Consider the following 24689-nt stretch of genomic DNA (forward strand, 5'->3'; position numbering starts at 1 on the left):
TGTCGAAAACGGTCAGTTGCTCCAGCCACCATCAATCACGTTGATGGTGCCGGTGGTGAAGGCACTCTCATCGGAGGCCAGATACACGGCCAGTTGGGCGATTTCCTCGGCCAGCCCCATGCGACCCATGGGCTGGCGGGCAACGAAGGCCTGGTAGGCCGCCTCATAGTCACCGGTCGCCTCAAGCCGCTCCTCCAGGGAGGGCGTCTGGACGGTACCCGGACAAATCGCGTTGGCGCGTACCCCTTGGGTGATGAAATCCGCGGCCACCGCTTTGGTCAGCCCGATCACTGCCGCCTTGGTCATGCCGTAAGCATAGCGGTTGGGCGCACCTTTGATGGAGCTGGCCACGGAGGACATGTTGATAATTGAACCGCCACCGCTCGCCAGCATACCCGGCAAAAAAGCGCGGATGGTGCGATGCATGGAGGAGACATTGATTTCGAATGACCGCATCCAGGCCGCTTCATCACAGTCAAGCACGGTACCGGAATGCACATAGCCCACACCGTTGAACAACACATCAATGCGGCCGAGTGATTCCGCCAGCGCATTCACGGCGACGGCGTCGGTGACATCCAGTAGCCGGGTTTCCATGTCCAGCAATTCCAGTGCCCCGGCATTGATATCGGTCGCAATGACGCGCGCGCCTTCCCGGGCGAAGTGCTCGGCGGTGGCCTTGCCGATGCCCTGCCCGGCGGCGGTTACCAGGGCGGTTTTTCCAGAGAGACGGGCCATGTTACACCTGCCGTACCGGCAGACAGCCGGGTCCGATGGGTTCAAATGACTTGTAGGTGAGGATGAATTCCTGGTGCCCGAGTGCTTCGGACACACTGCGTTCACCGGCGGCGACCGCTTTGACACGCTGATAGATTTCTTCACCAACGTCATCCAGACTGGCCTCGCCGGTCAGAATCTTACCGGCATTCACATCCATATCCTCGCTCAGGCGCTGATAGGTTTCCGGGTTGGCGCACACTTTGATGACCGGCGAGATGGCCGAGCCCACCACCGAGCCCCGACCGGTGGTAAACAGCGTGAGGTGACAGCCACTGGCGATCATTTCCACAATCTCGGCGTTATCGGCGATATTGGGAAAACCGAACCGGGGCTCGCCATCCGGCACCACATCGAGCAGATAGAGGCCTCCGCTGGGTGGTATGTCCCCCGGCTTGATCAGGCCGCTGATGGGTGAGGCGCCGGATTTGGAGTAGGCCCCCATGGATTTTTCTTCCAGGGTCGTGAGTCCGCCATCGGCATTACCCGGCGCAAAACTGCCGAACCCCATGGTCCGATAATAGCGCTCCGCCTTGGCCACACAGGCCTGAATCAGTTCGCCCAACTCGGGGGTCACGGCCCGCTCCGCCATAATATCTTCGCAGCCGATCAGCTCGCCGGTCTCTTCAAAAACACAGGCAGTACCCTCGGCGACCAGGTGATCAAAACAACGCCCCACGGCGGGGTTGGCGGTAATGCCGCTGGTGCCATCGCTGCCCCCGCAGATGGTGCCCACCACCAGCTCATCGAGACTCATGGGTACGGGGGACTGACCAGCCAGTTCGGTGCGCATGGCCCCGACCTTTTCGATGCCGGCGGCGATGGTGGCCGCCGTGCCGCCGGTCTCCTGAATCACCAGCAGGTCCACCGGCCGGCCGGAGCCGGCAATATGCTCTCGCAGAGCATCCCGGTCCATGCTCTCGCAGCCCAGGGACACCAGCAGCACCGCGCCCACGTTCGGATGGGTGGTCAATGCGCGCATCATCCGACTGGCGTATTGGTTGGGAAAGCACCCCGGAAAACCGATCAGGTGCACATCCAGATCGTCAAAGTGTTGCGCGATCCGGCGGCTGACGTGGTGCGCGCACTCCACCAGATAAGCGACCACCACGACATTGCGAATGCCTTTGCGGCCATCGCTGCGAACAAAGCCCTGCAGTGGGGCGACGGATTCATTCACGAGTGCGACTCCTGTGACGATGAGGTGGTCTGATTGCCAGACTGCCGGGTGTGGCTGGCCAGGTAATCGCTAGTCATATTATGCATATGGACCCACTCACCGCGGGCAACCGGTGCCAGTAACGAACCGATGGGCACCCCGTACTTGAAGATTTTGTCGCCGGCAGCCAGGGTGCGGCGAGCCAGTTTGTGGCCGACAGGCAGTGCGCCGGTCAACACCAGCGGCTGGCCATCCAGTGTCATCGTCGCGCCCTCGGGTAAGCTTCGCGTAGTCACCAGAACATTGTCGTCCGGGTGCAACAGGATCAGAGCGTCGCTCGATACGGAACGGTGTTCACGCATGGGTCATAGGACTCCCGCAGGGCAGGGTGCCTGAGCTGAGAGCAGCCCCCGGGATTTCAACGTCGCCCAGAATCCAGCAGGAATCGGCTCATCCATCCAGGCTCGGGCCTGGCCGACTTCCGCGGCGCTGGCACAGCCAGCGATCACCGAGACCACCGCCGGGTGGGCGGCGGGAAACTGCAGTGCGGCAGCGGGCAGCGGCACGGCAAACTCGGTGCACACGGCCTCCAACGCCGCGACCCGTTTAATGACCGATGCCGGAGCAGGCTCATAGTTGTAATAATGAGGACCGGGAACTTGCACCCCGGTGGCTAGTACACCGGAATTGAAGGCACCACCGATGACCACTGACACGCCCCGGGCCTCGCACTCGGGAAGCAGGCTCGTCAGTGCTTCCTGCTCAAGCAGCGTGTAGCGACCGGCCAGCAGCAGGACGTCCAGATCCAGCTCCGCCAGCGCCCGCTCACAGACGCCAATTTCATTGACGCCCAGCCCTATGGCCTTAATGTCACCAGAGACCTTACGCTCGACCAGCGCCCGGTAACCCCCGGTGCAGAATTGCTGCCAGTAAGCCCCATCCTGCGCACCATGGGTCACGGGGCCCAGGTCGTGGGCATAAACGATATCCGGAAGGCGGCCAAGTCGCCGGGCACTCTCATCCAGTTGGCGTTGCACGGCCTCGTAACGGTAATCAAAAACCGGCGTGAAATTGGCTCCACCGGCAAAACCGAAACGGACCTGGTCACTCGCCTGGGACTCCAGAGGCTCAAGGGTTCGGCCCACTTTGCTCGAAAGGGTTAACGGTCGGCCCGCCAGAGCCGAGCCCAGGCGCTGTTCGCTCAAGCCAAAGCCGTAGTGGGGTGCGGTATCGAAATAGTCGATACCTTCGTCGAGCGCCTTCGCAACAGTGGCCAGTGCCTGGGCTTCAGAAAGCGGGCGGTAAAGATTGCCGATGGGTGCCGCACCAAACCCCAGTTTCGGCAGTGTCAGTGCCGTGCGGCCCAGTGGTCGGCGTTGCAGAGAGCGAGATTGCGTCACGATAGCCCTTTTTAAGTCGCCTGATGCATTGTGAACAAGTTTTTATAATTAAAAACCTAATCACAAGTAAAATTAAAAATCGGCTCCCTGTCAACCGATTTATGGCGACGGGCACAAACGACGCCCCTTTACAGGCTGTGCTGTCTGAGTTTGGTCGAGAGGCCGGCCGCCGCCGCGCAAAGCTTTTCAACCGCCTCATCCACCGTGCAACGCTCGGGCTGATAGCGCACGAAGGGTACCGTCAGTGCGGCTACCGCACCCCGTGTACCGACCAGCGGTGCCGACAGGTCGGTCACACCATCGATAAAATCGCTGGGCGTACGCACGTACCCTTGGGCACGGGCGGCCTCAGCCCGGGTCACAAATTCCGCCAGGGCTGCTTCGCCCGCTGCCGCCAGTTGTCCGCGCATCACCGCCTGGGTGTCTTCGGCCTGAAAACCGTACAGTGCCAGCCCCGACGCTGCCTTGATCAGGGGTCGCCGATAGCCGACCCGTACCGAAAACCCCAGATCTCCCGGGTTCTCGATCCGCCCAATCACGACGATCTGGTCTCCGGAGGCCATGGCGATATGGCAAGACTGGCTGATTTCCCGGGCCAGCGCCGACATCACCGGCAGCGCCAGTTCAATCAGGGTTTTTGTGGGTGCCCGGGCAATGCCCAAGGCAAACAGCTTGTTGCTGAGGGTATAACCATCCCGCCCCTCCGCCGGCACGATATAACCCCGATACTCCAACGCCAGGACCATACGGAACAACTCACTCACCGACCGCCCCAGACGAGCGGCAATCTGGGAGGTAGTCATGGGCTCACGACTGCTCGCCAACAACTCCAGCACGTCCAGACCTTTTTCCAGTGCAGGCGCTTTGTATTTACGTTCGTCGTCCGCCTCACTATTTGCGGGTTTTCTGCGAGTTTTGTCGTCGTTCATCCAAGGAATCCCATTACCGATCATTCAAGGTAGCGCGTCACGATGCGCCATTTTTTGGAACCGGGGCTATAACGCCAGACGATATATCCTTCGGGCATTGTCTCTGAATATGGCCGCCTCCTGCCTCGGAGCACAGGCATTGACCCTGTGCCAAGCCAAGGCCAACCAGCGAGTGTAGTCTCCCGCTAGGTTCAATACCGGCCAGTCACTGCCCCAGAGCACCCGCCCGGGGCCGAAGATCTCAAGAACCGAATCAATGTAGGGGGGCAAGTCCTCCCAGGACTGCCCCTCTGCCAACTCGGTCGCCAGCCCCGAGAGTTTGCAGTACACCCGGGGACAGGCCGCCAGTGCCTTCAGGGCCTGCTGCCAGCCTTTCAATCCCCCTCCGGCGATATCCGGCTTGGCCCCGTGATCAATCACAATGGTCAGATCCGGGTGGCGATGGGCCAACGCCAACAAAACCGGCAAGTGTCTCGGGCACACCAGGGCATCGAACACCAGCCCCTGCTCGGCCATGGTGGACAGCGCGTCGGGGTTGGCCTGGTGCAGAATCCAGTCATCCGCGGGCAGCGCCTGGAGCATGGGCCGCAACCCCTTCAGCCAGGGCGTCTGAGCCAGCGCCCTGACGGCCCCAGGTGCCGTCGCCCGGGCCAGGTCCGTCCAACCCACCACCCCAAGGATGGAGGGCCAACGCTCGGCCAGGGTCAATAAATACCGGGTATCGGCCTCGTTCGGCTGGGACTGCACCAGTACCGAGCCCACCACGCCCCTAGGAGAGGCTTCCCGCCAGAAATCCTCGGGGCCAAAATCGCGATAGATCGCCCGCAGTTCCGGCGTGGGCCAGGCGCACTCCGGTCGCGCCAGCTGCCAGCAGTGCTGATGCGCATCAATGATTCCCAGGCCGGTCATTGCGCGCCTCTCAGCGTGCGCCGGGCAAAGGCCGCCACCACCAGAAAACACACCAGAGGGACGACCACGGCCACATTGATACGGGTCAGGTCCGACACCAGACCCATCAATGCGGTAATAATGGCGCCACCAATGATCGCCATGATCAACAGGGAGGATCCCGACTTGGCCAATGGACCTAGGCCTTTGATACTCAGCGCGAAGATGGTGGGGAACATGAGGGACATGAAAAAGCTGGTGAACACCAGCGCCAGCAGCCCCAGTTGCGTCGGGAACAGCATGGCGACCGCACACAGACCAACGCTGATCAGGGCGTAGGCGAGCATCAGGCGCGCCGGGGCAATGCGTCCCATCAGTGCGGTGGCCACGAACCGGCCTATCATGAACGCCACCAGAGAGGCTGCCAGGTAGTCGGCCAGCGTCTTTTCCCCCGCACCGGGCAAGGCAGTCTGACCGTAGCGGATCATATAGCTCCAGATGCACACCTGGGCGCCCACATAAAAGAACTGGGCCGTGACCCCGAACAGGTAATAACGCTCTTTCAAGAGCGCCCGGAAGTCAGCCAACCGAAAAGCCCGCTCCTCCTCTTCACGACCATTTCCCAAAGGGGGAAAGCGCACGCAAGCGACGGCCAGCGCCCAGAAGAAGACCACCGCCGCAATGGCCAGATAGGGGCCGGCGACGGCCTGCACTTCGGTGGTGTAGAAGGCGGTTCGCTGCGCCTCACTCATCAGCGCCAGCGCGTCGGGACTGTGCTCCACGCCGGAAAGAATAAACTCCCGGCCAATGAGTACTCCGGAAATGGTCCCGAGGGAGTTGAAAGACTGGGCAAAATTCAGACGCCGCTCGGCGGTTTCGGGGTCGCCCATGGCCACGATCATCGGGTTGGCAGAGGTCTCCAGAAAGGCCAGACCGCAGGCAATGACAAACAGCGCCAGCAGAAAATAGCTGTATTCATGCGCCAGCGCCGCCGGGTAGAACAGGCTCGCTCCCAGCCCGTACAACAACAGGCCAATAATCACCGCCGCCTTGTAGCCAAAGCGTTTCATCGCCAGGGCAGCGGGAATGGCCAGCGCAAAGTAACCAAAATAGAACGCCGACTGCACCCAACCAGAGGCAAAGTCACTCAGGACAAAGGCCTTCTTGAACTGGGTGATCAGGATGTCATTGAGGTTATTGGCCACACCCCACATGAAGAACAGGCTGACGATCAGCACAAGCGGTAGCCACAGAGCGGCACCAGAAAGCACCTGAGCCCGATACGTCGTCCGGGAGGATGGCTGCATGGGACTGACTCTCCTAATGGGTGGCCTCCTGCCGGGGCAGACCAGCCGTCTACGGCAGGGGATTATTATGGTTCCTGTATAGCACAGGAATAATTTACATGTAAAACTATATTTATTATTGAAACCTCTTGTTCGGGCCGTGTTATCCAGGCCTCGTCAGGCGGTACAGTGCCGCGCGAGGTACTCCTCGTGGCGAGGGAGGCTGTCGGCGCCGGCGATGATCGTCTGCCGCATCCTGGCCGCCACGGCCCTGAGCTGCTCCAGGTCATAGGTGTCCACCAGCGGATCGTACCGGCGCGGCACCACGCCCTGCCCTTCAAACACCGCGATCCAACTGGTATCGGCAAACAGCTCTTCGTCATAGCGAAACACCCGGGCCCGACTCTGATACAGGTCCAGCTTGTGTTGCAGACTGTCGGGAATCGCCATGTCTCGGGTATAGCGCCACAACTCACTGTCATCCCGCGCCGTGGCTTTGTAGTGCAGGATCAGAAAATCGCGGATGCGTTCGTACTCGATGTCGGACAACCGATTGTACTCCGCAATATCAACCGGATCGAAGGCGTTATCCGGAAACAGCGTCATCAATCGGGCAATGGCCGTCTGGATCATGTGGATGCTGGTGGACTCCAGGGGCTCCATAAACCCGGCGGACAACCCGACCGCCAGACAGTTCTTATTCCAGGCCTGCTTACGCCGACCGGTGGTAAAGCGTAGCCGTTTGGGATCGGCCAGAGGCGCGCCTTCGAGGTTGGCGAGCAAAGTACTCTCGGCCGCATCATCGGTCAGGTAATCGCTGCAGTACACATAGCCATTCCCCAGTCGATGCTGCAAAGGGATACGCCACTGCCAGCCCGCCTCCCGGGCGGTGGAACGGGTATAGGGCCGCGGCGCTTCCGGTGCCTCGCAGGGCATGGCCACGGCCCGATCACAGGGCAACCAATGGCGCCAGTCTTCGTAACCGGTGTGCAGGGTTTCCTCAATCAACAGACCCCGCAAGCCGGAACAGTCGATAAAGAAATCCGCTTCCAGTCGGCTGTTATCGTCAAACACCACCGACTCTATGAAGCCATCGTCGGGGCGCACGGTGGCACCCTGAACGCGACGGGCCAGACGCTGCACTCCCCGGGCCTCGGCGTAACGACGCAGATAATCCGCGTAGAGCCCGGCATCAAGGTGGTAAGCGTAGGCCATCTTGGAAAGCACCGAACGGGGGTTGTCGTCCGGCGGGGAGAAAGTGCCGCGATAGGCGGCGACGGTCGGGAGGCTATATTCACCGAGCGAACCGCCTTCACCCAACTGGTGCAGTTTGCGCCAGTACTGGTGGAAGGGAACATTATGGATATCCGCGCCATAGCGCCCGAAGGGATGAAAGTAAGTCTGTCCCTGTTTAAACCAGTCCACAAACTCGATGCCCAACTTGTAGGTGCCCCGGGTCTCCCGCAGAAATTCGTGTTCGTCAATCTGCAACAGACGGTTGAAGAGTTGGATGGGGGGAATGGTGGCTTCGCCCACGCCGACGGTGGGAATATCGGGGGACTCGATCAGTACGACTTCGCAGGGATGCCGGCTCAGGGTTTTACTCAGAGCGGCGGCCATCATCCAGCCCGCCGTACCACCACCGACAATGGCGATCCGGCGAACAAAATTATTGGTCTGGGTCATTCTTGTTATCCCGTCAATCGGAAAAAAGGGGCTGCCAAAGCAGCCCCAAACATCGCGATCAACCTATCAGAAATTGGCCCGGAAGCGCAGCCCTATGCGTCGGTCGTTGAGCACATAATCCCGTGGCCGGTTGGGAAACGCCTGATAGGTGAAGTTGTTTTCATCCAGCAGGTTTACCACATCAAACGACATACTGTAAGTATCATTGAAGTCGTAGCTCAATGAGGCGTCCATCTGACCATAGTCGTCGTTATAGATGGGCAGGTTGCCCGTTCCGTTGCCCGAAGTGGTGATCACCCAGGAGTCGCGCCAGTTGTAAGCCAGGCGTGCCGACCAGTTGTCGGTTTCGTACATCATCACCAGGTTGTAACTGTCTTCCGAGAGGCCTTCCAGGGGTACCAACAGCGGATTGCCCTCACTGTCCACTGCTGTCGGACTGGGTGCTTCGCTATCCACGTAGGTGTAGTTTGCCTGGACACCCAGATTATCAAAGGGCGCGGGCAGGAACTCGAAGAAACTCTGCAGCCCGATCTCGTACCCTTTGATCGTGCCTTTTTCCCCGTTGACCGGCGCAGAGATTTCAAAGGTCTGAACGCCTTTGCCGGGCACTTCGAACTGGGCGTCGTACACACCATTCTGGACGAAGTTCTGCACATCTTTGTGGAACAGGGTGGCGTACATCATGCTTGAGGGGCTGTAGTACCACTCAAGCGCGGTGTCCCACTGGTCCACGGTGAGTGGCTTGAGACCCGGGTTGCCGCCAGAACCGGTGGAGTCTTCGTAGACGGGCGGCGTCTCCGGATTGCTGTCGTCGTCAACGTAGTTTTCACTGAGAGTGAAGTTGGCGGACAGGTTCGCGAACGACGGTCGGGACAAGCCCTTGGACGCGGCAATACGCCAATAGAGATTGTCCCGAAGGAAAAATCGCAGGTTCAGGCTGGGCAGCGTTTCGGTGTAACTCTGATCCACCACAATGGGCGACTGCTCCTGAACGTCAGTGCCGGTGTCATCGGCGGTGCGATAGGTCAGGGTACGAACACCACTGGCCTCGACATCGGTGCTGACCACACGCACCCCGAGGTTGCCATCAAATGGCAAGGGCGCATCATCCATACCGAAGTCCACCATCGCGTATATCGCGCTGGTCTCTTCGCCCTGGATATTGATTTGATTTTTCTCTGAGAACTCGGTGGGCGCACCGGAATCCGGGTTCAGGTTACCCAGCACTTCAAGCGCCTGGGCATGATTGCTCATCAGGTCCGGGGAGATGACAAAGTGTGGTCCGAAATTACGCTGGGCACCGTCGCCTCGCCAGAAGCTGTCCTGATGAGGGTCCAGAACGCTGTATTCGGGAAACTCTTCGTATTCGGCCACCGAGAGATCGCTGCCATCCCAGGCTGGCGGCCCCGAAATGGCTGACCAGACGAAGCCCGAATCCCGGGTTTCGATATCCTTGGTGGTGTAGCGCACGCCCGTGGTAAAGGAGCGCATCAGGCCACCTTCATCGAAATCCCATTCCAGGTCAGAGCGCACGGCCGTTTCATCACCGGTATTGTCCGCCGTGCGGTTCATCATGGCTTCGTAAACGTAGCCGCTCCGGCTCTCCAACACACCGGTCGGTTCGACACGGAATTCGGGCTCGGAACCGGTCAGGTCCAGATAAAATTCACGCTCAGCGGTAAAACCGCCAAAACCGGTGACGTCCCGATAGGTGGTTTCGGAGTCCACATACTGGAGGTCGCCGCTCCACTGAATGTCATCCCGCACCTGCCAGACAAACCCGGTGGCGTAGTCGGTGGTTTCCGAATCGCGGATGGCATCACGGGTGAAGCTCTGGAACGGTGGGTTGGCGAAACCGCCGGTCAGCAGATTGCCGTCACTGTCGAAACTGAAGCTGTCTTCCACCGGTGTCAGGCTGCCGCCTTCACCGGCACCGTAGGCAAAAATGCCCGTCTGGGGATCATAGAATTCGTACTGGGAGGTAAGGTAGGTCGCGTAAAGTTCCAGGTCATCATTGGGCGCCCACTGGAAGGCCAGCGCCGCGCCCGTGCGGTCGCGATCGCCGTTCCAGGAGGAGATACCGCCCCCGGAGGCCACTTCCACTTCCTGGTCGATGAAACCGGGAATATCGGTCCGGGTAAAGAAGGGTTCAACGATAATCGCGTCTTCCCGGAACAGGGCTTCGCTGTAGGACAGGTTGGCGAGAAAGCCAAACTCCCCTGCGTCAGTCTCCCAGCGGTCCGAATAGAGTGCCGAAGCGCCGTAGCCCTCATCGTCACGCACATCATAATGAGTGCCACTGACGGCCGCGCTGATCAGACGCCCGTCGGCGTCAAACGGCATCCGGGTGCGCAGGTTCACCACGCCCCCGATACCGCCCTCAATCTGATTGGCAGCCGGGTTTTTGTAGACGTCCACCCCAGCGAGCAATTCGGAGGGCACGTCCTCAAAGCTCAAGGCCCGACCGTCGGTGGTGGAAAATATATCCCGGCCATTCAGCTCTGTTCGCACTTGAGTCAGGCCCCGAATGGAGACTTCGCTACCCTCACCCCGATTACGGGCAATCTGGACACCGGAAATGCGTTGCAGGGCTTCGGCCACGTTGACGTCAGGCAACTTACCGATATCGGTGGCGACAATGGAGTCCACGATCACGCTGGAATCCCGCTTGATCGCCTGTGCGGACTGCAGGCTGGCACGCAGGCCTGTGACCACCACCTCTTCAATGGTCTGCTGTTGAGCATCACTGGTTTGCGCCAGGGCCGGGGTCAATGCCCCCAGAGCCATCAACGCGGCGGTGGATACACAGGTGCCGATCAGTGCGACACCCCGGGGGTATCCTCGCTGTTTGGGTTTTATCATTCTGCTGCTCCTCTGGCTCTCTATCATTGTTGTATTGGGAGTTCGCCTGCCCGATTCGGGCAAAGCCAATTTTCACGTCTTAGTTATAACTAAAAAGTTTCATTGGTGCAAATTATTTCTTATGTAAAATTTTCATAACCCAGAGTGGGCTAGGAAGAGCCACAGGTACGCACCCACTCCAGCGATGGCCGGAGCGGGGAGAGATCGGGGGAAAGCGAGGGTATTAGTGTGCGAAGGCAGCGCTGATGGAACGGTAATGTTCAGCCAGCTTGGCCGGGTCAAACGGCGGCTTGAAGAAGCCGTGGTAGTCGCCCATGGGGTTGAACAGGACGATATTGCCGCTGTGATCGACCGTGTAGTCGTCGTCGCTCAGGGTGACCTTGGCAAAAGCGACGTTGACCTCATTGGCCAGTCGTTTGAGGGTCAGGAACTCGCCGGTGACGCCGACAAAGTCCTCATGGAAATAGGGCACGTACTCCGCCAGTACCTCCGGAGTGTCCCGCGCTGGGTCCAGGGTAACCAGCAGTACCTGGGTGCGCTCGGCCAACTCTGGTGGAAGTTCATCCATGGTCCGGGCCAATTCCGCCATCGCCATGGGACAGATATCCGGGCATTGGGTGAAGCCGAAGAAGGCCAGTGTCCACTGGCCCTTAAGCTGCTCCGGAGTGAATGTTTCGCCCCGATGGTCCACCAGCTCAAAGTCACTGACCCGACGGGGCTGCTCGAACACCAGGGTACCCTGTTCACGCAGCGCCTCCCGATCCAGCGGCGGATCCCGGGTCACCTTGTAAACCTGCAGGCCGACGACCACTGCCACGACAGCAACCAGAATAGCCACAGTGCGGCGGATTCCGCGCTGCTGTCGAGCGCGGCGATTGTCGGGGGTGGGGGCAGTGTCACTCACAGGCTTGACTCCGGTACATCAGGGATTGGTCAGAGGCGCAGATAGTCGGTCGGCACGGGCAGCAGGTAGTGGTCCAGCAACATCACCACAAACAGCGCCATCAGGTAGATGATGGAGTACTTGAAAGTATCCATCCCCACTGAGGGCTTTTTGCTGAACATCAATGCCAGGGACCAATAGAGGAAACCCGCCCCGAGCACCAGGGCACCGAGCAGGTACAGCCAGTTCAGCATGCCGGTGATATAGGGCAGCATGGTCACCAATATCAGGATCACGGTGTACAGCAGGATGTGCAGTTTGGTGTACTGCTCGCCGTGGGTCACCGGGAGCATGGGAATGTCCGCCTTGGCGTACTCGTCTTTGCGGTGCACCGCCAGGGCCCAGAAATGCGGGGGCGTCCAGGCAAAAATGATCAGTACCAGCAGCAGCGCATGACCGTGAATTTCACCGGTCACCGCCGTCCACCCCAGCAGCGGAGGCGCGGCACCGGCGATACCACCGATGACAATGTTCTGAGGGGTAGCGCGCTTGAGAAACAGGGTGTAGACCACGGCGTAGCCCAGCAGCGACACCAGAGTGAGCACGGCGGTCAGCGTGTTGATGAACACCACCAGCAGCGCCAGACCCAGGCTACCAATGACCAGAGCGAAAGTCGCCGCCTGCAGGGGCTCGACCCGGCCTTTGGCCACGGGGCGGTTAAACGTGCGGGCCATTTTCTGGTCCACATGGCGATCCACCAGGTGATTCACGGCGGCGGCAGAACCGGCGCACAGCGCGATACCCAGATTGCCGATCAGCAGCACATCCAACGGAACCATACCGGGCACGGCCAACAGCATGCCGATGACCGACGTCAGGATCATCAGCAACACCACATTGGGCTTGCACAGCTCGTAATAATCTCGCCAGCTCATGCTGGATCCGGAGGTGCGCGTGTTATCAATTATTTTCGCCATGGGATTCCTGCTTTTTATACCCCTAGATTCGTATCGCCGAATAACTCCGGTGGGCCAGAGTCACCAGGCTCAGCAACAGTAACGCACCGACCCCGTTGTGGGCAACCGCTACCGACAGCGGCAGTGACGCCAGCACATTGGTAATGCCCAGCGTGATCTGCACCACCAGCAACAGGCCAATCACTCCGGCCAAACGCCGCGTGCGACTCAGTGGCACCTGCCACAGGCGATACAACAGCACCAGCAGCACCAGGGTCACCACCAGGGCACCGATGCGGTGGGTCAGATGAATCGCGGTGCGGGCGTCACCTTCCAGCAGCCCGCCCAAGTAGTTGGGGCCGACACTCTGAGCGAAGTTGAAGCCCCGCTGGAAGTCAGTATCGGGCCACCACTCGCCGTGGCAGGTGGGGAAATCAGTACAGGCCAGAGCCGCATAATTGGAGCTGGTCCAGCCCCCCAGGGCAATCTGCATGACCACCACAATCAGCGCCAGCCAGATCAGCGGGCGCAGCCCCAACAATCGTCGATGACTGTTGCCGGACAGGCTCCAGGGGCGATCCTGCAGGCGCAGCGCCAGCAACCAGAGCAGACTGAAAGTGGCAAAGCCACCGAGCAGATGGGCGGTCACCACCTGCGGCCATAGCTTGAGCGTGACCGTCCACATGCCAAAGGCCGCTTGAAGAATCACCAGAGCCAACAAGCCGGTAGCGTGCCAACGCGGATAGTTCATGGCCGGCGCCCGGGCGGCGAAGCGCCAGGTGGCTAGGGTGATCCCCAGAATCACCAACCCGAGGGTACCGGCAAAATACCGGTGCACCATTTCCGGCCAGGTTTTGTCGTGCTCGACCGGCGCTTCAGGGAACAGGGCTTCGGCCCTGGCCACGTGCTCGTCCGAACTCGGCCAGGTCAGGTGACCATAACACCCCGGCCAGTCCGGGCAGCCCAGGCCGGCATCCACCAGCCGGGTGAATGCCCCCAGTACCACCACCACCGCGCAGAGAGCCGCGGCAAACAGGGCCCAGCGATAGCCGTGTTTTTGTTGATTTTTTATTGGCGCCACGATTCAGTCTCCTCGGACCATCAATCTTCGTAGGAGTAGCGCAGCAAGCGCTTGATGTCTTTCAGTAATTGGTTACCGGTGTGATCGGGGCCATAGCCCATCATCACAAAGCCTTCCTGGTCCATCAGAAAGTACCGACCTTCACTCACCGGGTTACCCGGCAGGTTGGTGTCCGCCAGTGATGCCATCATGGCGGCCATATCCGGGCGCAGCACCTCGGTGCCCGGATGCTCCTCCCGCCACTGCTCCAGCAGTGCGTCCGAAGGCTCGCCGCCGACCGGCAGTATGATGCGTTTGACCCGATAGGCCTTATCCGCTAAACGAACGTGCACCTGGCGAGTCAGGTAAAGGTTGGTCTGGCAGCGCTCGCCGCACTCTGCGTCCACCGGGATCACGTAGCGCCAGCGTTTCTGCTCCGGATCCAGCGTCCAGGCTTCGCCCGCCAGGGTCTCGGGCTGCCATTGCGTAAACCGCTGGGGTGGGTCCAAAAGCTCGCCCTGATTGACCTGCCCGTCGGGGATACCCACACCGGTCTGGAACAACACGTAGGCAATCAGCATGGGCAGCGCCACTACCGTCATTAAGCCAATGGCGGTAATCTGGCCCCGACGCTTGAACCGGCGTTGGCGTTCGTTAGGATCTTGATCAGTCATTAGGGCTACTCCCGCTACCGCATTCTGCGGAGTTCGCTGTTGTTGTACGCCTGCGTTTGCGCAGGCCCATGAGGGTCGCAAGCAACCAGATTACCACGGCGGCCGCCATGGCAAACCACTGCACCGCATAACCGAGGTGTTTGGCGGCGCTCACTTCCAAATTCTGCCACTCTGTGATCAGGGCACCCGGGCTGCCGTCATCCAGCCTGGCGTAATGATCCAATACCGGAGACTCCAAAACCCCGGCCATGGCCTCCGTATCTATGGCAACAATCACCTTGGGCCAATCGGCATCCGTTGTGCGACCGTCGAGTAACGGATGTTCACTGGGCGTCTGCCAGCGGGCGAACAGCGTGTGCTCGCCACTCGGCGCCAGTGGATTGGGGCGATCGGTGCGATCATCGCCGGCGGCCACCCAGCCGCGATTAACCAACACTACTCGACCATCGCTCAGCTCAAACGGGGTTATCACTTCGTAACCCACTTGGCCGTCGCGCTGGCGATTATCCAGTAGCCAGTTGCGTCCCGTCAGGTATTGTCCCTGCAGCAACAACCGGCGCTGTTCCTGGAGATCGGCCAGCTCGGTGCCAGGCAGGCTCGCCGGCGGCTGGATGCGCACCGCATCCAGGGCGGCTTCCCGGGCCCGCTTCTGCTCGGCGCGGTCCAGTTGCCAGAAGCCAAGCGCCATCAGGACGGGAAAGGTCAGCAGGCACAGCAGTGTGACTTTCCAGTGGAAGGCAGTGCTACACTGTGGCGCGGCGGACGTTGGCTGGGAGTTCACACTGGATACCTCGGGGAGCTCTCACCGACGCTCAGTGGAGGGAGCTGCCGTTCTAATACAATTTACAACTCAACACGCTCAACAACAGGCATTTTTATGTGGCTTAAAATCATTATCCTGGTGCTGTTTGTCGGCGTTCTGGCCAGCCTCACCAGCGGCCTTCGCTTTCTGCTCAAGGACGCCGGGGTCCCGGAATCCAAACGGACACTCTACGCCCTGGGCATTCGTATCGTGCTGGCCAGTGTGATGATGCTGTGTGTTTTCTATGGTTTCTACAGCGGCATTCTGACCAGCTCAGCTCCCTGGGACTCGCGTCTTTAAGACGCGAGCCAGGGCATATCATCAACCGAAGATATAGACCGTGAAGAACAGACCGACCCAGACCACGTCGACAAAGTGCCAATACCAACTGGCAGCCTCAAAACCGAAGTTATCATCCGGTTTGAAATGACCTTTAAGCACCGAGCGGAACCACATGACCGCCAGCATGAAAGTCCCCAGGAAGACGTGCATGCCGTGGAAGCCGGTGAGCATGAAGAAGGTGGTGCCGTAAATGCCGGAATCCAGTGTCAGCCCCATGGCGGTGTAGGCGTGAACATATTCTTCAACCTGCAGAATCAGGAAGGCGATCGCCAGCACGATGGTGCCGCCGAGCCACCAGTTAAACGCTTTGCGGGCATTGTTTTTGATGGCGCTGTGAGCGAAGTGTACCGTCACGCTTGAGGTCAACAGCAGTACGGTGTTCCAGAACGGCAGCCAGGTCCAGAGTGAACCGGCCTCGGAATAGCTCATGTTCTGCTCGGGCCCGCGCATTGAAGCCGCGTCCCCATTGACCGCCATGTCCGGCGTGGTCATCAGTGGCCAAGCGGCTTCGAAGCCATTCCAGAGAAACTCGTTGGTCGCCGCATTACTGCCTTCACCGCTCAACCAGGGCAGCGCCAGGTTGCGCACATAGAACAGCGCCCCGAAGAACGCGGCAAAGAACATCACTTCACTGAAAATGAACCAACCCATCCCCCACACATAGGAGCGCTTGAGTTGGGCACTGTTCAGCCCGGCCATATTTTCATTGATCACCGAACCGAACCAGTTCCACAGCACAACCGCAAATACCAGGCCGCCCGCCAGGAACAGGTAGGGGCCAGTGGCATTGCCGTTCATCCAGTTCGCGGCACCAAATACCGTCAGAAACAGAGCAAAGCTGGCCCAGATGGGCAGCCGGCTCTGTTCCGGTACGTAATAAGTTCCTTCACTTGTCGCCATATCGATTACTCCGCGCTCGTTTTTATTGTTTCAAACTAGCCAAGTCATTGTGGTCATCACCAAACCGGTCCGTGACATCAAACAAGGTATAGGACAGGGTGATGGTGTTGATGTGCTTCGGGATGTCCCGGTCGACAATAAAAAACATCGGCAGCTCGGCCGACGCCCCTGCCTCCAAGGGCTGCTGCTCGAAGCAGAAGCACTCGGTCTTGTGGAAATAATTGGTCGCCTTGAAGGGCACCAGGCTGGGAATCGCCTGACCGACCATGGTCTTGTCGGTCGGGTTCCGTGCCAGATAGTCGATCCGCTTCTGCTCACCGGGGTGAACCGTCACCGTGCGCACCGCGGGCTTGAACTCCCAGGGCATACCTTCATTGTTGGTGGACACAAACTGGACCTTGATGGTCCGGCTGGTATCGATACCGGAGTCGGTCGCCTCATAGCGACCACCGGTTTTACCATTCAGGCCCGTTACTTCACAGAAAGCATCGTACAGGGGCGGCATGATCCAGATGGCAAAGACGAACATGCCCACCACCGTCACACCCAGCTTGGCGCTGAGTGCGGCGATCGGATTATTGGGGAAAAGCCATTTCATACCATGCCCCCTTGATGATGCCGTTTACTTGATTTCCGGCGGCGTGCTGAAGGTGTGGTACGGCGCCGGTGAGGGCAGCGTCCACTCCAGACCTTCCGGGTTATCCCACACTTTGGCGGTAGCCGGCTTGCCCCGAACAATGGTGGATACCACGATGTACAGGAACAGTACCTGTGCTGCGCCGAACAGGAAGGCGCCCACGGAGGAGATCATGTTCCAGTCTGCAAACATCATGTGGTAATCCGGAATCCGCCGGGGCATACCCGCCAGGCCGGAGAAGTGCATGGGGAAGAAGGTCAGGTTCAGGCCGATAAACGCCAGCCAGAAGTGGGTCTTGCCCATGGTTTCGTTGTACATCCGGCCACACCATTTGGGCAGCCAATAGTAGACGCCAGCGGTGATCGAGAAGATGGCGCCGGGCACCAATACGTAGTGGAAGTGCGCGACCACGAAGTAGGTATCGTGATACTGGAAATCCGCCGGGGCAATGGCCAGCATCAGGCCGGAAAAGCCGCCAATGGTAAACAGAATCACAAAGGCCACCGCAAATAGCATCGGTGTTTCAAACGTCATGGCACCGCGGAACATGGTGGCCACCCAGTTGAATACCTTCACCCCGGTGGGCACGGCGATCAGCATGGTCGCGTACATGAAGAACAGCTCACCGGCGATGGGCATGCCCACGGTAAACATGTGGTGCGCCCAGACGATGAAGCTCAGGAAGGCGATCGACGCGGTGGCGTACACCATGGAGGAGTAACCGAACAACGGTTTGCGCGCGAAGGTGGGGATGATCGCACTGATAATGCCGAACGCCGGCAGAATCATGATGTACACCTCGGGGTGCCCGAAGAACCAGAACACATGCTGGAACAGTACCGGGTCGCCGCCACCGGCGGCGTTGAAGAAGCTGGTGCCGAAGTGGATGTCCATCAGCATCATGGTCACCACGCCAGCCAATACAGGCATGACCGCAATCAGCAGGAAGGCGGTGATCAGCCAGGTCCAGACAAACAGCGGCATCTTCATCATGGTCATGCCGGGGGCGCGCATATTCATGATGGTGGCAATGATGTTGATCGCCCCCATGATGGAACTGGCACCCATGATGTGGACGGCAAAGATGAAGAAGGTCACCGACGGCGGCGCGTAGGTGGTGGACAGCGGCGCGTAAAAGGTCCAGCCGAAGTTGGGGGCACCGCCCTGCATAAACAGTGTGGACACCAACATCAGAAACGCGAACGGCAGAATCCAGAAACTCCAGTTGTTCATCCGCGGCAGCGCCATATCGGGGGCACCGATCATGACCGGAATCAACCAGTTGGCCAGGCCGACAAAGGCCGGCATGACCGCACCAAAGACCATCACAAGGCCGTGCATGGTGGTCATCTGGTTAAAGAAGTTGGGTTCGACAATCTGCAGACCGGGCTGGAACAGCTCGGCACGAATCACCAGGGCGAACAGGCCGCCCAGGAAGAACATGGCAAAGCTGAACCACAGGTACATTGCACCAATGTCTTTGTGGTTGGTGGTATACAACCAGCGAGTAATACCTTTTGCGGGGCCGTGAGCCATTGCGATACCTCCTAGTTGCCCTGTTTATGGTTATAGATATCAATGGGCTGGGCTTCGTCGCCCATGTTGTTGCCCCAGGCGTTGCGCTCGTAGGTCACCACCGCGGCGATGTCCACTTCGCTGAGCTGTTCGCCGAACGCCTGCATCGCGGTACCCGGAACGCCATTGACGATCACATCGATATGATCTTCAATCGCACCCACCGCCAAGCTTCCCTCTTTGAGGGATGGGAAGACTCCCGGCACACCCGAGCCGTCGGCCTGGTGACAGGCGGCACACCAGCGACCGTAGACGTCTTCACCCCGGGCATACAGTTCATCAAAGCTGAAGGTCTGCTCGGTCAGTTTGGCCAGCTCTTCGGCCTCGGCCTTCTTGTCCGCGAGCCACTGGTTGTACTCTTCTTCCGGCAGCGCCTCGACCACAATCGGCATAAAGCCGTGGTCCTTGCCGCACAATTCGGCGCACTGACCGCGGTAGATACCGGGCTCTTCAATCAGCGCCCAGGATTCATTGATGAAGCCGGGAATAGCGTCTTTCTTCACTCCGAGATCCGGCACCCACCAGGCGTGAATCACGTCCGAGGCGGTAATCAGGAAGCGGACTTTCTGACCCACAGGCAACACCAGAGGCTCATCCACTTCGAGCAGATAGTTGGGGTTTTTAGGGGCAAAGCCGTCGATTTCGTCCCGCGGGGTGCTCAGGTTACTGAAAAAGCTGACATCGTCTTCGACGTAATCATACTTCCAGCGCCACTGATAGCCGGTGATCAGGACATCGACTTCCGCTTCTGTGGAATCGTAAAGTTTGATCAGACTACTGGTGGCAGGAATGGCCATGATGACCAGAATCACCAGCGGAATGGCCGTCCAGAGAATCTCCAGGCCGACGTGTTCGTGAAAGTTGGCCGGTTTTACGTTGCGGGATTTGCGGTGCATGATCATGCTGTAGAACATGATCCCGAAGACCACTACACCAATCGCCACGCACCACCAGAACATCTCCATATGGAGACCCTGGATCTCGCGACTGACCGGCGTTACCCCCTCGGTCATATTAAACTTCCAACGCTCAACCTCGTCTGCCAGGGTCTGATAACTGGTCATCAGCACGGCAGGGGCAAGCAGCCAGGCAGACCGCCTATGCGCTCGTTTAAACATCGCCCAAATTCTCCGTGTAGCTAGCTTATGTTTATTGTGAAACTACCGGGGCTCTTTCAATGCCCCACCGTTGCGACGCGTCGCCCCGCGGCCCGGGATCAACCGACACACGATACGACACTCCCTCACTTGCCGTCATTCATCGGCAATCAGGGGTAAGAGTCAATGTCGGCTGAATAACCAACGGGTTCGCGTGGCGGGGTACGGCCAGTGCACTGCGGCTAATTGTCGCAACCACCGACAACAAGGAGGCCATAGCGACAAAAAAAAGTCAATGCTTTTATACCCTTAGCGTTTATTTATTGTTGCGTAGACAGGCGTTACACTCCCGCTCCGCCCGGGCCTTAACGGGTACCTCCAAGTTGATACTGCCGCCATGACCGATACCCGCCCCAACCACCGACAGATCTGGCAACTCGCTTGGCCGATGATGCTGAGCAACCTGTCCATTCCATTGCTCGGCGCCGTGGATACCGCCATTCTCGGCCACCTGGGCAGCCCGGTTTATCTCGGTGCCGTGAGCCTGGGGGCGAGCGTTCTGACACTCTTGTTCTGGTCCTTCGGATTTCTGCGCATGGGCACCACCAGCGTGGCCGCTCGGGCGACCGGCGCGGAAGACCATGACGCCATCCGCCTGGTGCTCGCCCAGAGTCTGATACTCGCCCTGGGCCTGGCACTGCTGATCATCGCCCTCGGCCCCTGGCTGATCCCCACGGCGCTGGGCTGGATGGGAGCCAGCCCGGAGGTGGCCGCGCTGGCCCAGAGTTACGGCGAGATCCGCCTGTGGGGCGCCCCGGCCAGCCTGATGAACTTCGCCCTGATCGGCTGGTTTATTGGCCGTCAGGATACCCGACGCCCGCTGATGATTCTGCTGACCACCAACCTGCTCAATATCCTGCTCGACGCCCTGTTGATTCTGGGGCTGGGGATGAAGAGCGACGGTGCCGCCTGGGCCAGTGTGCTGGCCGAGTATGGTGGGCTGTTGGTCGGTCTGGGCCTGCTCAGGCACCACCTGATTCGGCTTCCCGGACAGCTTGATCGGCTCCATCTGCGCCAGTGGCACGCCTACCGGGCACTGCTGCAGGTCAATCGCCACCTGTTTGTCCGCACCTTGTGTCTGCTGTTGGTCTTTGCCTTTTTTGCCGCCCAGGGGGCCCGACTGGGCGACCAGATACTGGCGGCCAATGCGGTTCTGCTGCAGTTCCTGATGCTGACCTCCTACGCACTGGACGGCTTCGCTCACGCCGCCGAGGCGCTGGCGGGTCGAGCGCTGGGCGCCCGTCAGGCTGACGCTCTGCGCCAGACGGTGCGGCTGACTACCCTCTGGGCCCTGGCCTGCGCGGCGCTGATCAGTCTGGTTTTTATCGCCGGCGCGCCCTGGTGGCCCGGGTTGTTCACCAGCCTGGAGCCGGTCCTCGAACAGGTCCGGGCGCACTACCTCTGGATTTGCCTGGTTCCTCTGGTGGGCGTCTGGGGTTATCAATTGGACGGGGTTTACCTGGGCAGCGGCCGGACCGCTATCATGCAGTACTCCGTCGTCGGGTCGGCGCTGCTGGTGTTTCTGCCGCTATGGTGGTGGCTGCAGCCACTGGGCAATCACGGCCTCTGGCTGGCGTTTCTGGCCTTTAACGGCGCCCGGGGGATTTCCCTGGGTGCGGTGTATTACTACCTGAATCGTCGCCGTCGCTGGCTGCTACCGGCCTGACCCAAGTAACGTTCCATACGTTTTTCGCCAACGGTTATAAGCAATCACTCTTAAAACCGCCTTGTATTTACCGGGTTTTGAATTAAGTTTAAGGGTGAGCACACGCCGTGCGACTGTTCGCTCTGCGGGTATCCCCCGCCGACGCATTACCGGCCGAGTCGACACCCGACTGACCCTGGCTGGACGCCGACCGCGGTGCATACCGCCACCGCCACACTCATCGAGCATTTACCATCACGGGCCGGGAGGTTCATGCCAAGGTCATGTGTCTGCGACCACTCGACGACATTCGCGCCCTGATTCAGGCCGCGAAACAACAGGACCTGGAGACAGGGCAACTGAGCCGGATCATTCAACGTCGGGCGGATCGATTGCACGTGGCGATTCAGTTACCACCCCTTCAGGCCGAGGCCGCACTTCATGATTTCGTGGTGCGCTACGTGGAGCATGTGCCCGCGTTTATCGGGGCCATTGATGCCCTCACTCGGGAGGCGGGGGTCAATGATCGGGTGGCGCCACTGCTCAATATCGCCTGCGATTATTTTCTGTCCCCCCCGGATCTGGTCAGAGGCCGCAGTCATCTGGTGGCATTGCTGGACGAAGCCTACTTGGCCCACCGCCTGCTTGAAGAGGTCAACGACCGTTTCATCGGCTATTGCGGCATTCCACTGGCGCCCATGGATACCACCCGCGCCAACGTCATTGCTCATGAACTGATCGGGGAACCTTTCGCCAACGAGCTGGATCAGGCGGTACTCTTCTCCGCCGAACTACTGCTCAACGAGTACCCGTTCGAGGGCGATAACTTCAACGCCTATATTGCGCAGCACCGGGACCGGGGTTGGTCCGAGGAGCTGCGTCGCTGGCCCTGCTTGGCGGCCAACCTGGATATCGGCCTGCGTCTCAACGCCTGAGCTTAGTGAGAATATCCGTGGGATTGAGGTGGGGCGGAAACACCGGGTAGTACACCTGCCGGATCACGCCCCCCTCGATCAAAAGCGTCAACCGTTTGATGTAACGGGACTGATCGTAATCGAAGGTGGGGAGCTCCAGTGCCTGAGCAAGCTTGAGCTCGCTGTCATTGAGCAGGGGGTACGGCAGGCGCAAGCGCGCGACGGTTTCGCGCTGATCCTCGAGGGGCTGGGCGCTCACCCCGTACACTTCCACCCCCATTTGTTGGAACTCCGGATACCGATCCCGGAACGCGCAACACTGGGTGGTGCACCCTCGTGCCCCGGGAATTTTGTTCCAACCTCTCATGGGTGGCTGTTCCGGCTTGCCGGTCATGGGGTAAAAGAACACCACGGCGGTGCCGCTGATTGCACTGAGGTCTACCGTTTCCTTCCCGGTGCTCGGGAGCGCCAGACTGGGAACTGCCATGCCCTGCAGATGATCGCAGGCGCCATCGTCCTGAGGCTCCGGTAAGCCCTCGGGCAGCATATACAAGTTTTTGGCCATTCGCTGTTGTCCTGTCAATCGGGAGGGCCTGCATCGTGCATCCCCTCACCGGTGAATCGGGGTTGTCTCTTGTGTCTCTTGCAGGACTTCTTTCGCCGCTGAAACCACTCGGCCACCGCACCGCAAAAGCCCATCTACACTATTCCGATGGGCAATTCCCATGCCAGCCACTCCCAACCGCGCGAGTCCCTTCTATAAAGTGTAGTCCCAGGTTCATGGCAACCGCTAGCTGACGCGAAAGAATATTATCGTGGGCACCTAAATGAAGCACGCGCCCGTGCAACTCCAAATACTGCACCAGAATGGCGCCGGACACCGGCTGCTCCCCGGTCGGATAGAGCCGGGGGCTGGAACCGTAATGCTCAGGGATTGTTGGGGGCAACCAGCACATCCTTCTCCGGCCCCCAGGTTCCGGCCTCACGATCGTAGGTGGAGAAGGAGCCGCCGTCGTCCCAGAAAGTGGCCGGGATGCCGTTTTCGATCGCCAAATTCACATGGTGACCGATATACGCCAGCCGGTCTTCCAGCTCACAGACGTTCTCCGGGTTCTGGAAGTCGAACTTTGCTGCCCCAAACTCATTGAGCATCACCGGCACGCCGCTCTGCTCACGCCATGCGGCGGCGGTGGCGTAGATCTGGGCCAGCTCCGCTCGATCCGCCTCACTGCCCCACCGGCGCGTGCATTGGCCGGCAAAAGCCCAGGGGTCGTAGGAGTGGAAGTTGGCAATCAGGTAGTCATCTTCCGGCAGGTTGATATCACTCAGGGTGTGAACACCACTGTAGTTGTGCCCCGAAATGATCACCAGACGGGTCGGATTCTGCGCCCGGATGATGGGCAGGATGTCCGCTTTCAACTCATTGGTCTGTTCGGCGCTCAAGCCAATGGGCTCGTTCAGAATTTCGAATATCAGCCGGTGGGATTTGCCACTGAAGCTTTCCGCGATCTGAGTCCAGATGGCCTGGAAGCGCGCCCGCTTTTCCTCGGTCAGGCCTTCACCCTCCCAGATCCAGCGCTCATGGTGCGCATTGAGAATGACGTAGAAGCCCTGGTCCAGCGCCCAGTCCACCACTTCTTCAGCGCGATTCATACGCCCACTGTCGACGGTATAGGGCGCGGATTCAGCGGTGTGATCATCCCAGGTGGCGGGGATACGGACATGCTGGAAGCCGGCCTCGTTGAAATCCTCCAGATACCGCTCCTGAGCGGGCAGCGCCCAGTCGCCCTCATTGGGGTAAGCGTCCAGCGTGTTACCCAGGTTAATACCGATACCCATCTCCGCCACCGTCGCGTGAGGCTCCAGAGGGTCATCGGGCGCGGTCATGGCCGGTGCGCTGGCGCTGGAGGACGTTTCCGAGCTGCTGCTGGAACTCGCTTCGCTGCTGGAGCTCGGAAGCTCGGGCGTGGAGCCGGAGCTCCCGCAGGCCACCAGACTGAACAGGCTGCTGATCAGGCAGGCGCGGACAATGATCGAAACATTCGTTGACATGGTATGACCTTATTATTGGGTGGATGCTGAGGCGCCGGGGACAGACTCAAAAACCGGCCCGGCGCTTGTGGAGCCGTCGGCAACTGGTTACAGTCCCGACCTGTC

At 59.7% G+C, this 24689-nt stretch carries 23 protein-coding genes; 3 read left to right on the forward strand and 20 right to left on the reverse strand.

Translation table 11 applies throughout. From position 1 onward, the window contains the following. Positions 1-12: 12 nt before the first annotated feature. The 14 genes from EDC38_RS15435 to EDC38_RS15500 all read right to left on the reverse strand — a co-directional run bounded on the left by EDC38_RS15435 (position 13) and on the right by EDC38_RS15500 (position 15341). Positions 13-738: an SDR family oxidoreductase gene (locus EDC38_RS15435; protein ID WP_123639430.1), complete on the reverse strand. Its 726-nt coding sequence runs from the start codon at positions 736-738 to the stop codon at positions 13-15. A gap of 1 nt (position 739) precedes the next feature. After that, complete coding sequence (locus EDC38_RS15440; RefSeq protein WP_211331159.1) at positions 740-1957, reverse strand: UxaA family hydrolase; 1218 nt, start codon at positions 1955-1957, stop codon at positions 740-742. Continuing rightward, complete coding sequence (locus tag EDC38_RS15445) at positions 1954-2298, reverse strand: UxaA family hydrolase (protein WP_123639431.1); 345 nt, start codon at positions 2296-2298, stop codon at positions 1954-1956. Before EDC38_RS15445 ends, EDC38_RS15440 begins: the two co-directional genes overlap by 4 nt. A gap of 3 nt (positions 2299-2301) precedes the next feature. Then, the gene (locus EDC38_RS15450; RefSeq protein ID WP_246004470.1) at positions 2302-3336 is read right to left on the reverse strand and encodes an aldo/keto reductase; all 1035 of its coding nucleotides are present in this window, start codon (positions 3334-3336) and stop codon (positions 2302-2304) included. A 128-nt stretch (positions 3337-3464) separates the two neighbouring features. Further along, positions 3465-4265 carry an IclR family transcriptional regulator gene (locus EDC38_RS15455; protein WP_123639433.1) on the reverse strand — a complete coding sequence of 267 codons (801 nt, stop codon included), beginning with the start codon at positions 4263-4265 and terminating at the stop codon, positions 3465-3467. A gap of 66 nt (positions 4266-4331) precedes the next feature. Then, on the reverse strand, positions 4332-5174 hold the full coding sequence (locus EDC38_RS15460; protein WP_123639434.1) for an amidohydrolase family protein: 843 nt from the start codon (positions 5172-5174) through the stop codon (positions 4332-4334). Continuing rightward, positions 5171-6460 (reverse strand): L-fucose:H+ symporter permease, encoded by a 1290-nt coding sequence (gene fucP / locus EDC38_RS15465; RefSeq protein WP_123639435.1) that lies wholly within the window; start codon positions 6458-6460, stop codon positions 5171-5173. The genes EDC38_RS15460 and fucP overlap by 4 nt, the downstream gene beginning before the upstream one ends. 156 nt (positions 6461-6616) lie before the next feature. Beyond that, positions 6617-8125 carry a tryptophan halogenase family protein gene (locus EDC38_RS15470; RefSeq protein WP_123639436.1) on the reverse strand — a complete coding sequence of 503 codons (1509 nt, stop codon included), beginning with the start codon at positions 8123-8125 and terminating at the stop codon, positions 6617-6619. 66 nt (positions 8126-8191) lie between these two features. Further along, positions 8192-10987 carry a TonB-dependent receptor gene (locus tag EDC38_RS15475; RefSeq protein ID WP_170162968.1) on the reverse strand — a complete coding sequence of 932 codons (2796 nt, stop codon included), beginning with the start codon at positions 10985-10987 and terminating at the stop codon, positions 8192-8194. 223 nt (positions 10988-11210) lie between these two features. Then, the gene (locus EDC38_RS15480; RefSeq protein ID WP_123639438.1) at positions 11211-11891 is read right to left on the reverse strand and encodes an SCO family protein; all 681 of its coding nucleotides are present in this window, start codon (positions 11889-11891) and stop codon (positions 11211-11213) included. A gap of 29 nt (positions 11892-11920) precedes the next feature. Further along, positions 11921-12847 (reverse strand): heme o synthase, encoded by a 927-nt coding sequence (gene cyoE, locus EDC38_RS15485; protein ID WP_123639439.1) that lies wholly within the window; start codon positions 12845-12847, stop codon positions 11921-11923. A gap of 22 nt (positions 12848-12869) precedes the next feature. Then, positions 12870-13907 carry a COX15/CtaA family protein gene (locus EDC38_RS15490; protein WP_342769076.1) on the reverse strand — a complete coding sequence of 346 codons (1038 nt, stop codon included), beginning with the start codon at positions 13905-13907 and terminating at the stop codon, positions 12870-12872. 20 nt (positions 13908-13927) lie between these two features. Then, the gene (locus EDC38_RS15495; RefSeq protein WP_123639440.1) at positions 13928-14560 is read right to left on the reverse strand and encodes a hypothetical protein; all 633 of its coding nucleotides are present in this window, start codon (positions 14558-14560) and stop codon (positions 13928-13930) included. After that, positions 14553-15341 (reverse strand): SURF1 family protein, encoded by a 789-nt coding sequence (locus EDC38_RS15500; RefSeq protein ID WP_123639441.1) that lies wholly within the window; start codon positions 15339-15341, stop codon positions 14553-14555. Before EDC38_RS15500 ends, EDC38_RS15495 begins: the two co-directional genes overlap by 8 nt. A 96-nt stretch (positions 15342-15437) precedes the next feature. On the opposite strand from EDC38_RS15500, the gene EDC38_RS15505 reads away from it, so the two are divergent. Then, entirely contained in the window at positions 15438-15662 is a 225-nt protein-coding gene (locus EDC38_RS15505; protein WP_123639442.1) for a DUF2909 domain-containing protein, read from the forward strand. Between the two features lie 21 nt (positions 15663-15683). Here the strand turns inward: EDC38_RS15505 and EDC38_RS15510 are convergent, their stop codons facing one another. From EDC38_RS15510 to coxB, 4 genes are read right to left on the reverse strand one after another with little or no spacing between them, the layout of a single operon-like run. Next, positions 15684-16604: a cytochrome c oxidase subunit 3 gene (locus EDC38_RS15510; protein WP_123639443.1), complete on the reverse strand. Its 921-nt coding sequence runs from the start codon at positions 16602-16604 to the stop codon at positions 15684-15686. A gap of 22 nt (positions 16605-16626) precedes the next feature. Further along, complete coding sequence (locus EDC38_RS15515; protein ID WP_123639444.1) at positions 16627-17202, reverse strand: cytochrome c oxidase assembly protein; 576 nt, start codon at positions 17200-17202, stop codon at positions 16627-16629. A 24-nt stretch (positions 17203-17226) separates the two neighbouring features. Beyond that, complete coding sequence (ctaD, locus tag EDC38_RS15520) at positions 17227-18777, reverse strand: cytochrome c oxidase subunit I (protein ID WP_123639445.1); 1551 nt, start codon at positions 18775-18777, stop codon at positions 17227-17229. 11 nt (positions 18778-18788) lie between these two features. Beyond that, positions 18789-19934 (reverse strand): cytochrome c oxidase subunit II, encoded by a 1146-nt coding sequence (gene coxB / locus EDC38_RS15525; RefSeq protein WP_123639446.1) that lies wholly within the window; start codon positions 19932-19934, stop codon positions 18789-18791. 376 nt (positions 19935-20310) lie between these two features. Here coxB and EDC38_RS15530 point away from each other — a divergent pair, with 376 nt between their 5' ends. Both EDC38_RS15530 and EDC38_RS15535 read left to right on the forward strand, forming a co-directional pair. Next, a complete protein-coding gene (locus EDC38_RS15530; protein WP_123639447.1) occupies positions 20311-21639 on the forward strand; it encodes an MATE family efflux transporter in 1329 nt (442 codons plus the stop codon). Between the two features lie 263 nt (positions 21640-21902). Further along, the gene (locus tag EDC38_RS15535; RefSeq protein ID WP_123639448.1) at positions 21903-22553 is read left to right on the forward strand and encodes a hypothetical protein; all 651 of its coding nucleotides are present in this window, start codon (positions 21903-21905) and stop codon (positions 22551-22553) included. On the opposite strand, the gene EDC38_RS15540 is transcribed toward EDC38_RS15535, so the two are convergent. Then, positions 22543-23097: a peroxiredoxin gene (locus EDC38_RS15540; RefSeq protein WP_123639449.1), complete on the reverse strand. Its 555-nt coding sequence runs from the start codon at positions 23095-23097 to the stop codon at positions 22543-22545. The two genes, EDC38_RS15535 and EDC38_RS15540, sit on opposite strands and share 11 nt — an antisense overlap. 362 nt (positions 23098-23459) lie before the next feature. Further along, positions 23460-24584, reverse strand: coding sequence for a glycoside hydrolase family 5 protein (locus EDC38_RS15545; RefSeq protein ID WP_123639450.1), 1125 nt, complete (start codon positions 24582-24584; stop codon positions 23460-23462). Positions 24585-24689 lie beyond the last annotated feature (105 nt).

The sequence above is a fragment of the Marinimicrobium koreense genome (assembly GCF_003762925.1).
GTDB lineage: Bacteria > Pseudomonadota > Gammaproteobacteria > Pseudomonadales > Cellvibrionaceae > Marinimicrobium > Marinimicrobium koreense.

What these genes read in the sequence shown, in the direction of transcription:
- EDC38_RS15455 (WP_123639433.1), bottom strand. Translation starts at nt 4,265, where the DNA reads ATGAACGACGACAAAACTCGCAGAAAACCCGCAAATAGTGAGGCGGAC.
- ctaD (WP_123639445.1), bottom strand. Translation starts at nt 18,777, where the DNA reads ATGGCTCACGGCCCCGCAAAAGGTATTACTCGCTGGTTGTATACCACC.
- cyoE (WP_123639439.1), bottom strand. Translation starts at nt 12,847, where the DNA reads ATGGCGAAAATAATTGATAACACGCGCACCTCCGGATCCAGCATGAGC.
- EDC38_RS15535 (WP_123639448.1), top strand. Translation starts at nt 21,903, where the DNA reads ATGTGTCTGCGACCACTCGACGACATTCGCGCCCTGATTCAGGCCGCG.
- EDC38_RS15505 (WP_123639442.1), top strand. Translation starts at nt 15,438, where the DNA reads ATGTGGCTTAAAATCATTATCCTGGTGCTGTTTGTCGGCGTTCTGGCC.
- EDC38_RS15475 (WP_170162968.1), bottom strand. Translation starts at nt 10,987, where the DNA reads ATGATAAAACCCAAACAGCGAGGATACCCCCGGGGTGTCGCACTGATC.
- EDC38_RS15445 (WP_123639431.1), bottom strand. Translation starts at nt 2,298, where the DNA reads ATGCGTGAACACCGTTCCGTATCGAGCGACGCTCTGATCCTGTTGCAC.
- EDC38_RS15510 (WP_123639443.1), bottom strand. Translation starts at nt 16,604, where the DNA reads ATGGCGACAAGTGAAGGAACTTATTACGTACCGGAACAGAGCCGGCTG.
- EDC38_RS15495 (WP_123639440.1), bottom strand. Translation starts at nt 14,560, where the DNA reads ATGACTGATCAAGATCCTAACGAACGCCAACGCCGGTTCAAGCGTCGG.
- EDC38_RS15540 (WP_123639449.1), bottom strand. Translation starts at nt 23,097, where the DNA reads ATGGCCAAAAACTTGTATATGCTGCCCGAGGGCTTACCGGAGCCTCAG.
- EDC38_RS15435 (WP_123639430.1), bottom strand. Translation starts at nt 738, where the DNA reads ATGGCCCGTCTCTCTGGAAAAACCGCCCTGGTAACCGCCGCCGGGCAG.
- fucP (WP_123639435.1), bottom strand. Translation starts at nt 6,460, where the DNA reads ATGCAGCCATCCTCCCGGACGACGTATCGGGCTCAGGTGCTTTCTGGT.
- EDC38_RS15530 (WP_123639447.1), top strand. Translation starts at nt 20,311, where the DNA reads ATGACCGATACCCGCCCCAACCACCGACAGATCTGGCAACTCGCTTGG.
- EDC38_RS15545 (WP_123639450.1), bottom strand. Translation starts at nt 24,584, where the DNA reads ATGTCAACGAATGTTTCGATCATTGTCCGCGCCTGCCTGATCAGCAGC.
- EDC38_RS15515 (WP_123639444.1), bottom strand. Translation starts at nt 17,202, where the DNA reads ATGAAATGGCTTTTCCCCAATAATCCGATCGCCGCACTCAGCGCCAAG.
- coxB (WP_123639446.1), bottom strand. Translation starts at nt 19,934, where the DNA reads ATGTTTAAACGAGCGCATAGGCGGTCTGCCTGGCTGCTTGCCCCTGCC.
- EDC38_RS15470 (WP_123639436.1), bottom strand. Translation starts at nt 8,125, where the DNA reads ATGACCCAGACCAATAATTTTGTTCGCCGGATCGCCATTGTCGGTGGT.
- EDC38_RS15460 (WP_123639434.1), bottom strand. Translation starts at nt 5,174, where the DNA reads ATGACCGGCCTGGGAATCATTGATGCGCATCAGCACTGCTGGCAGCTG.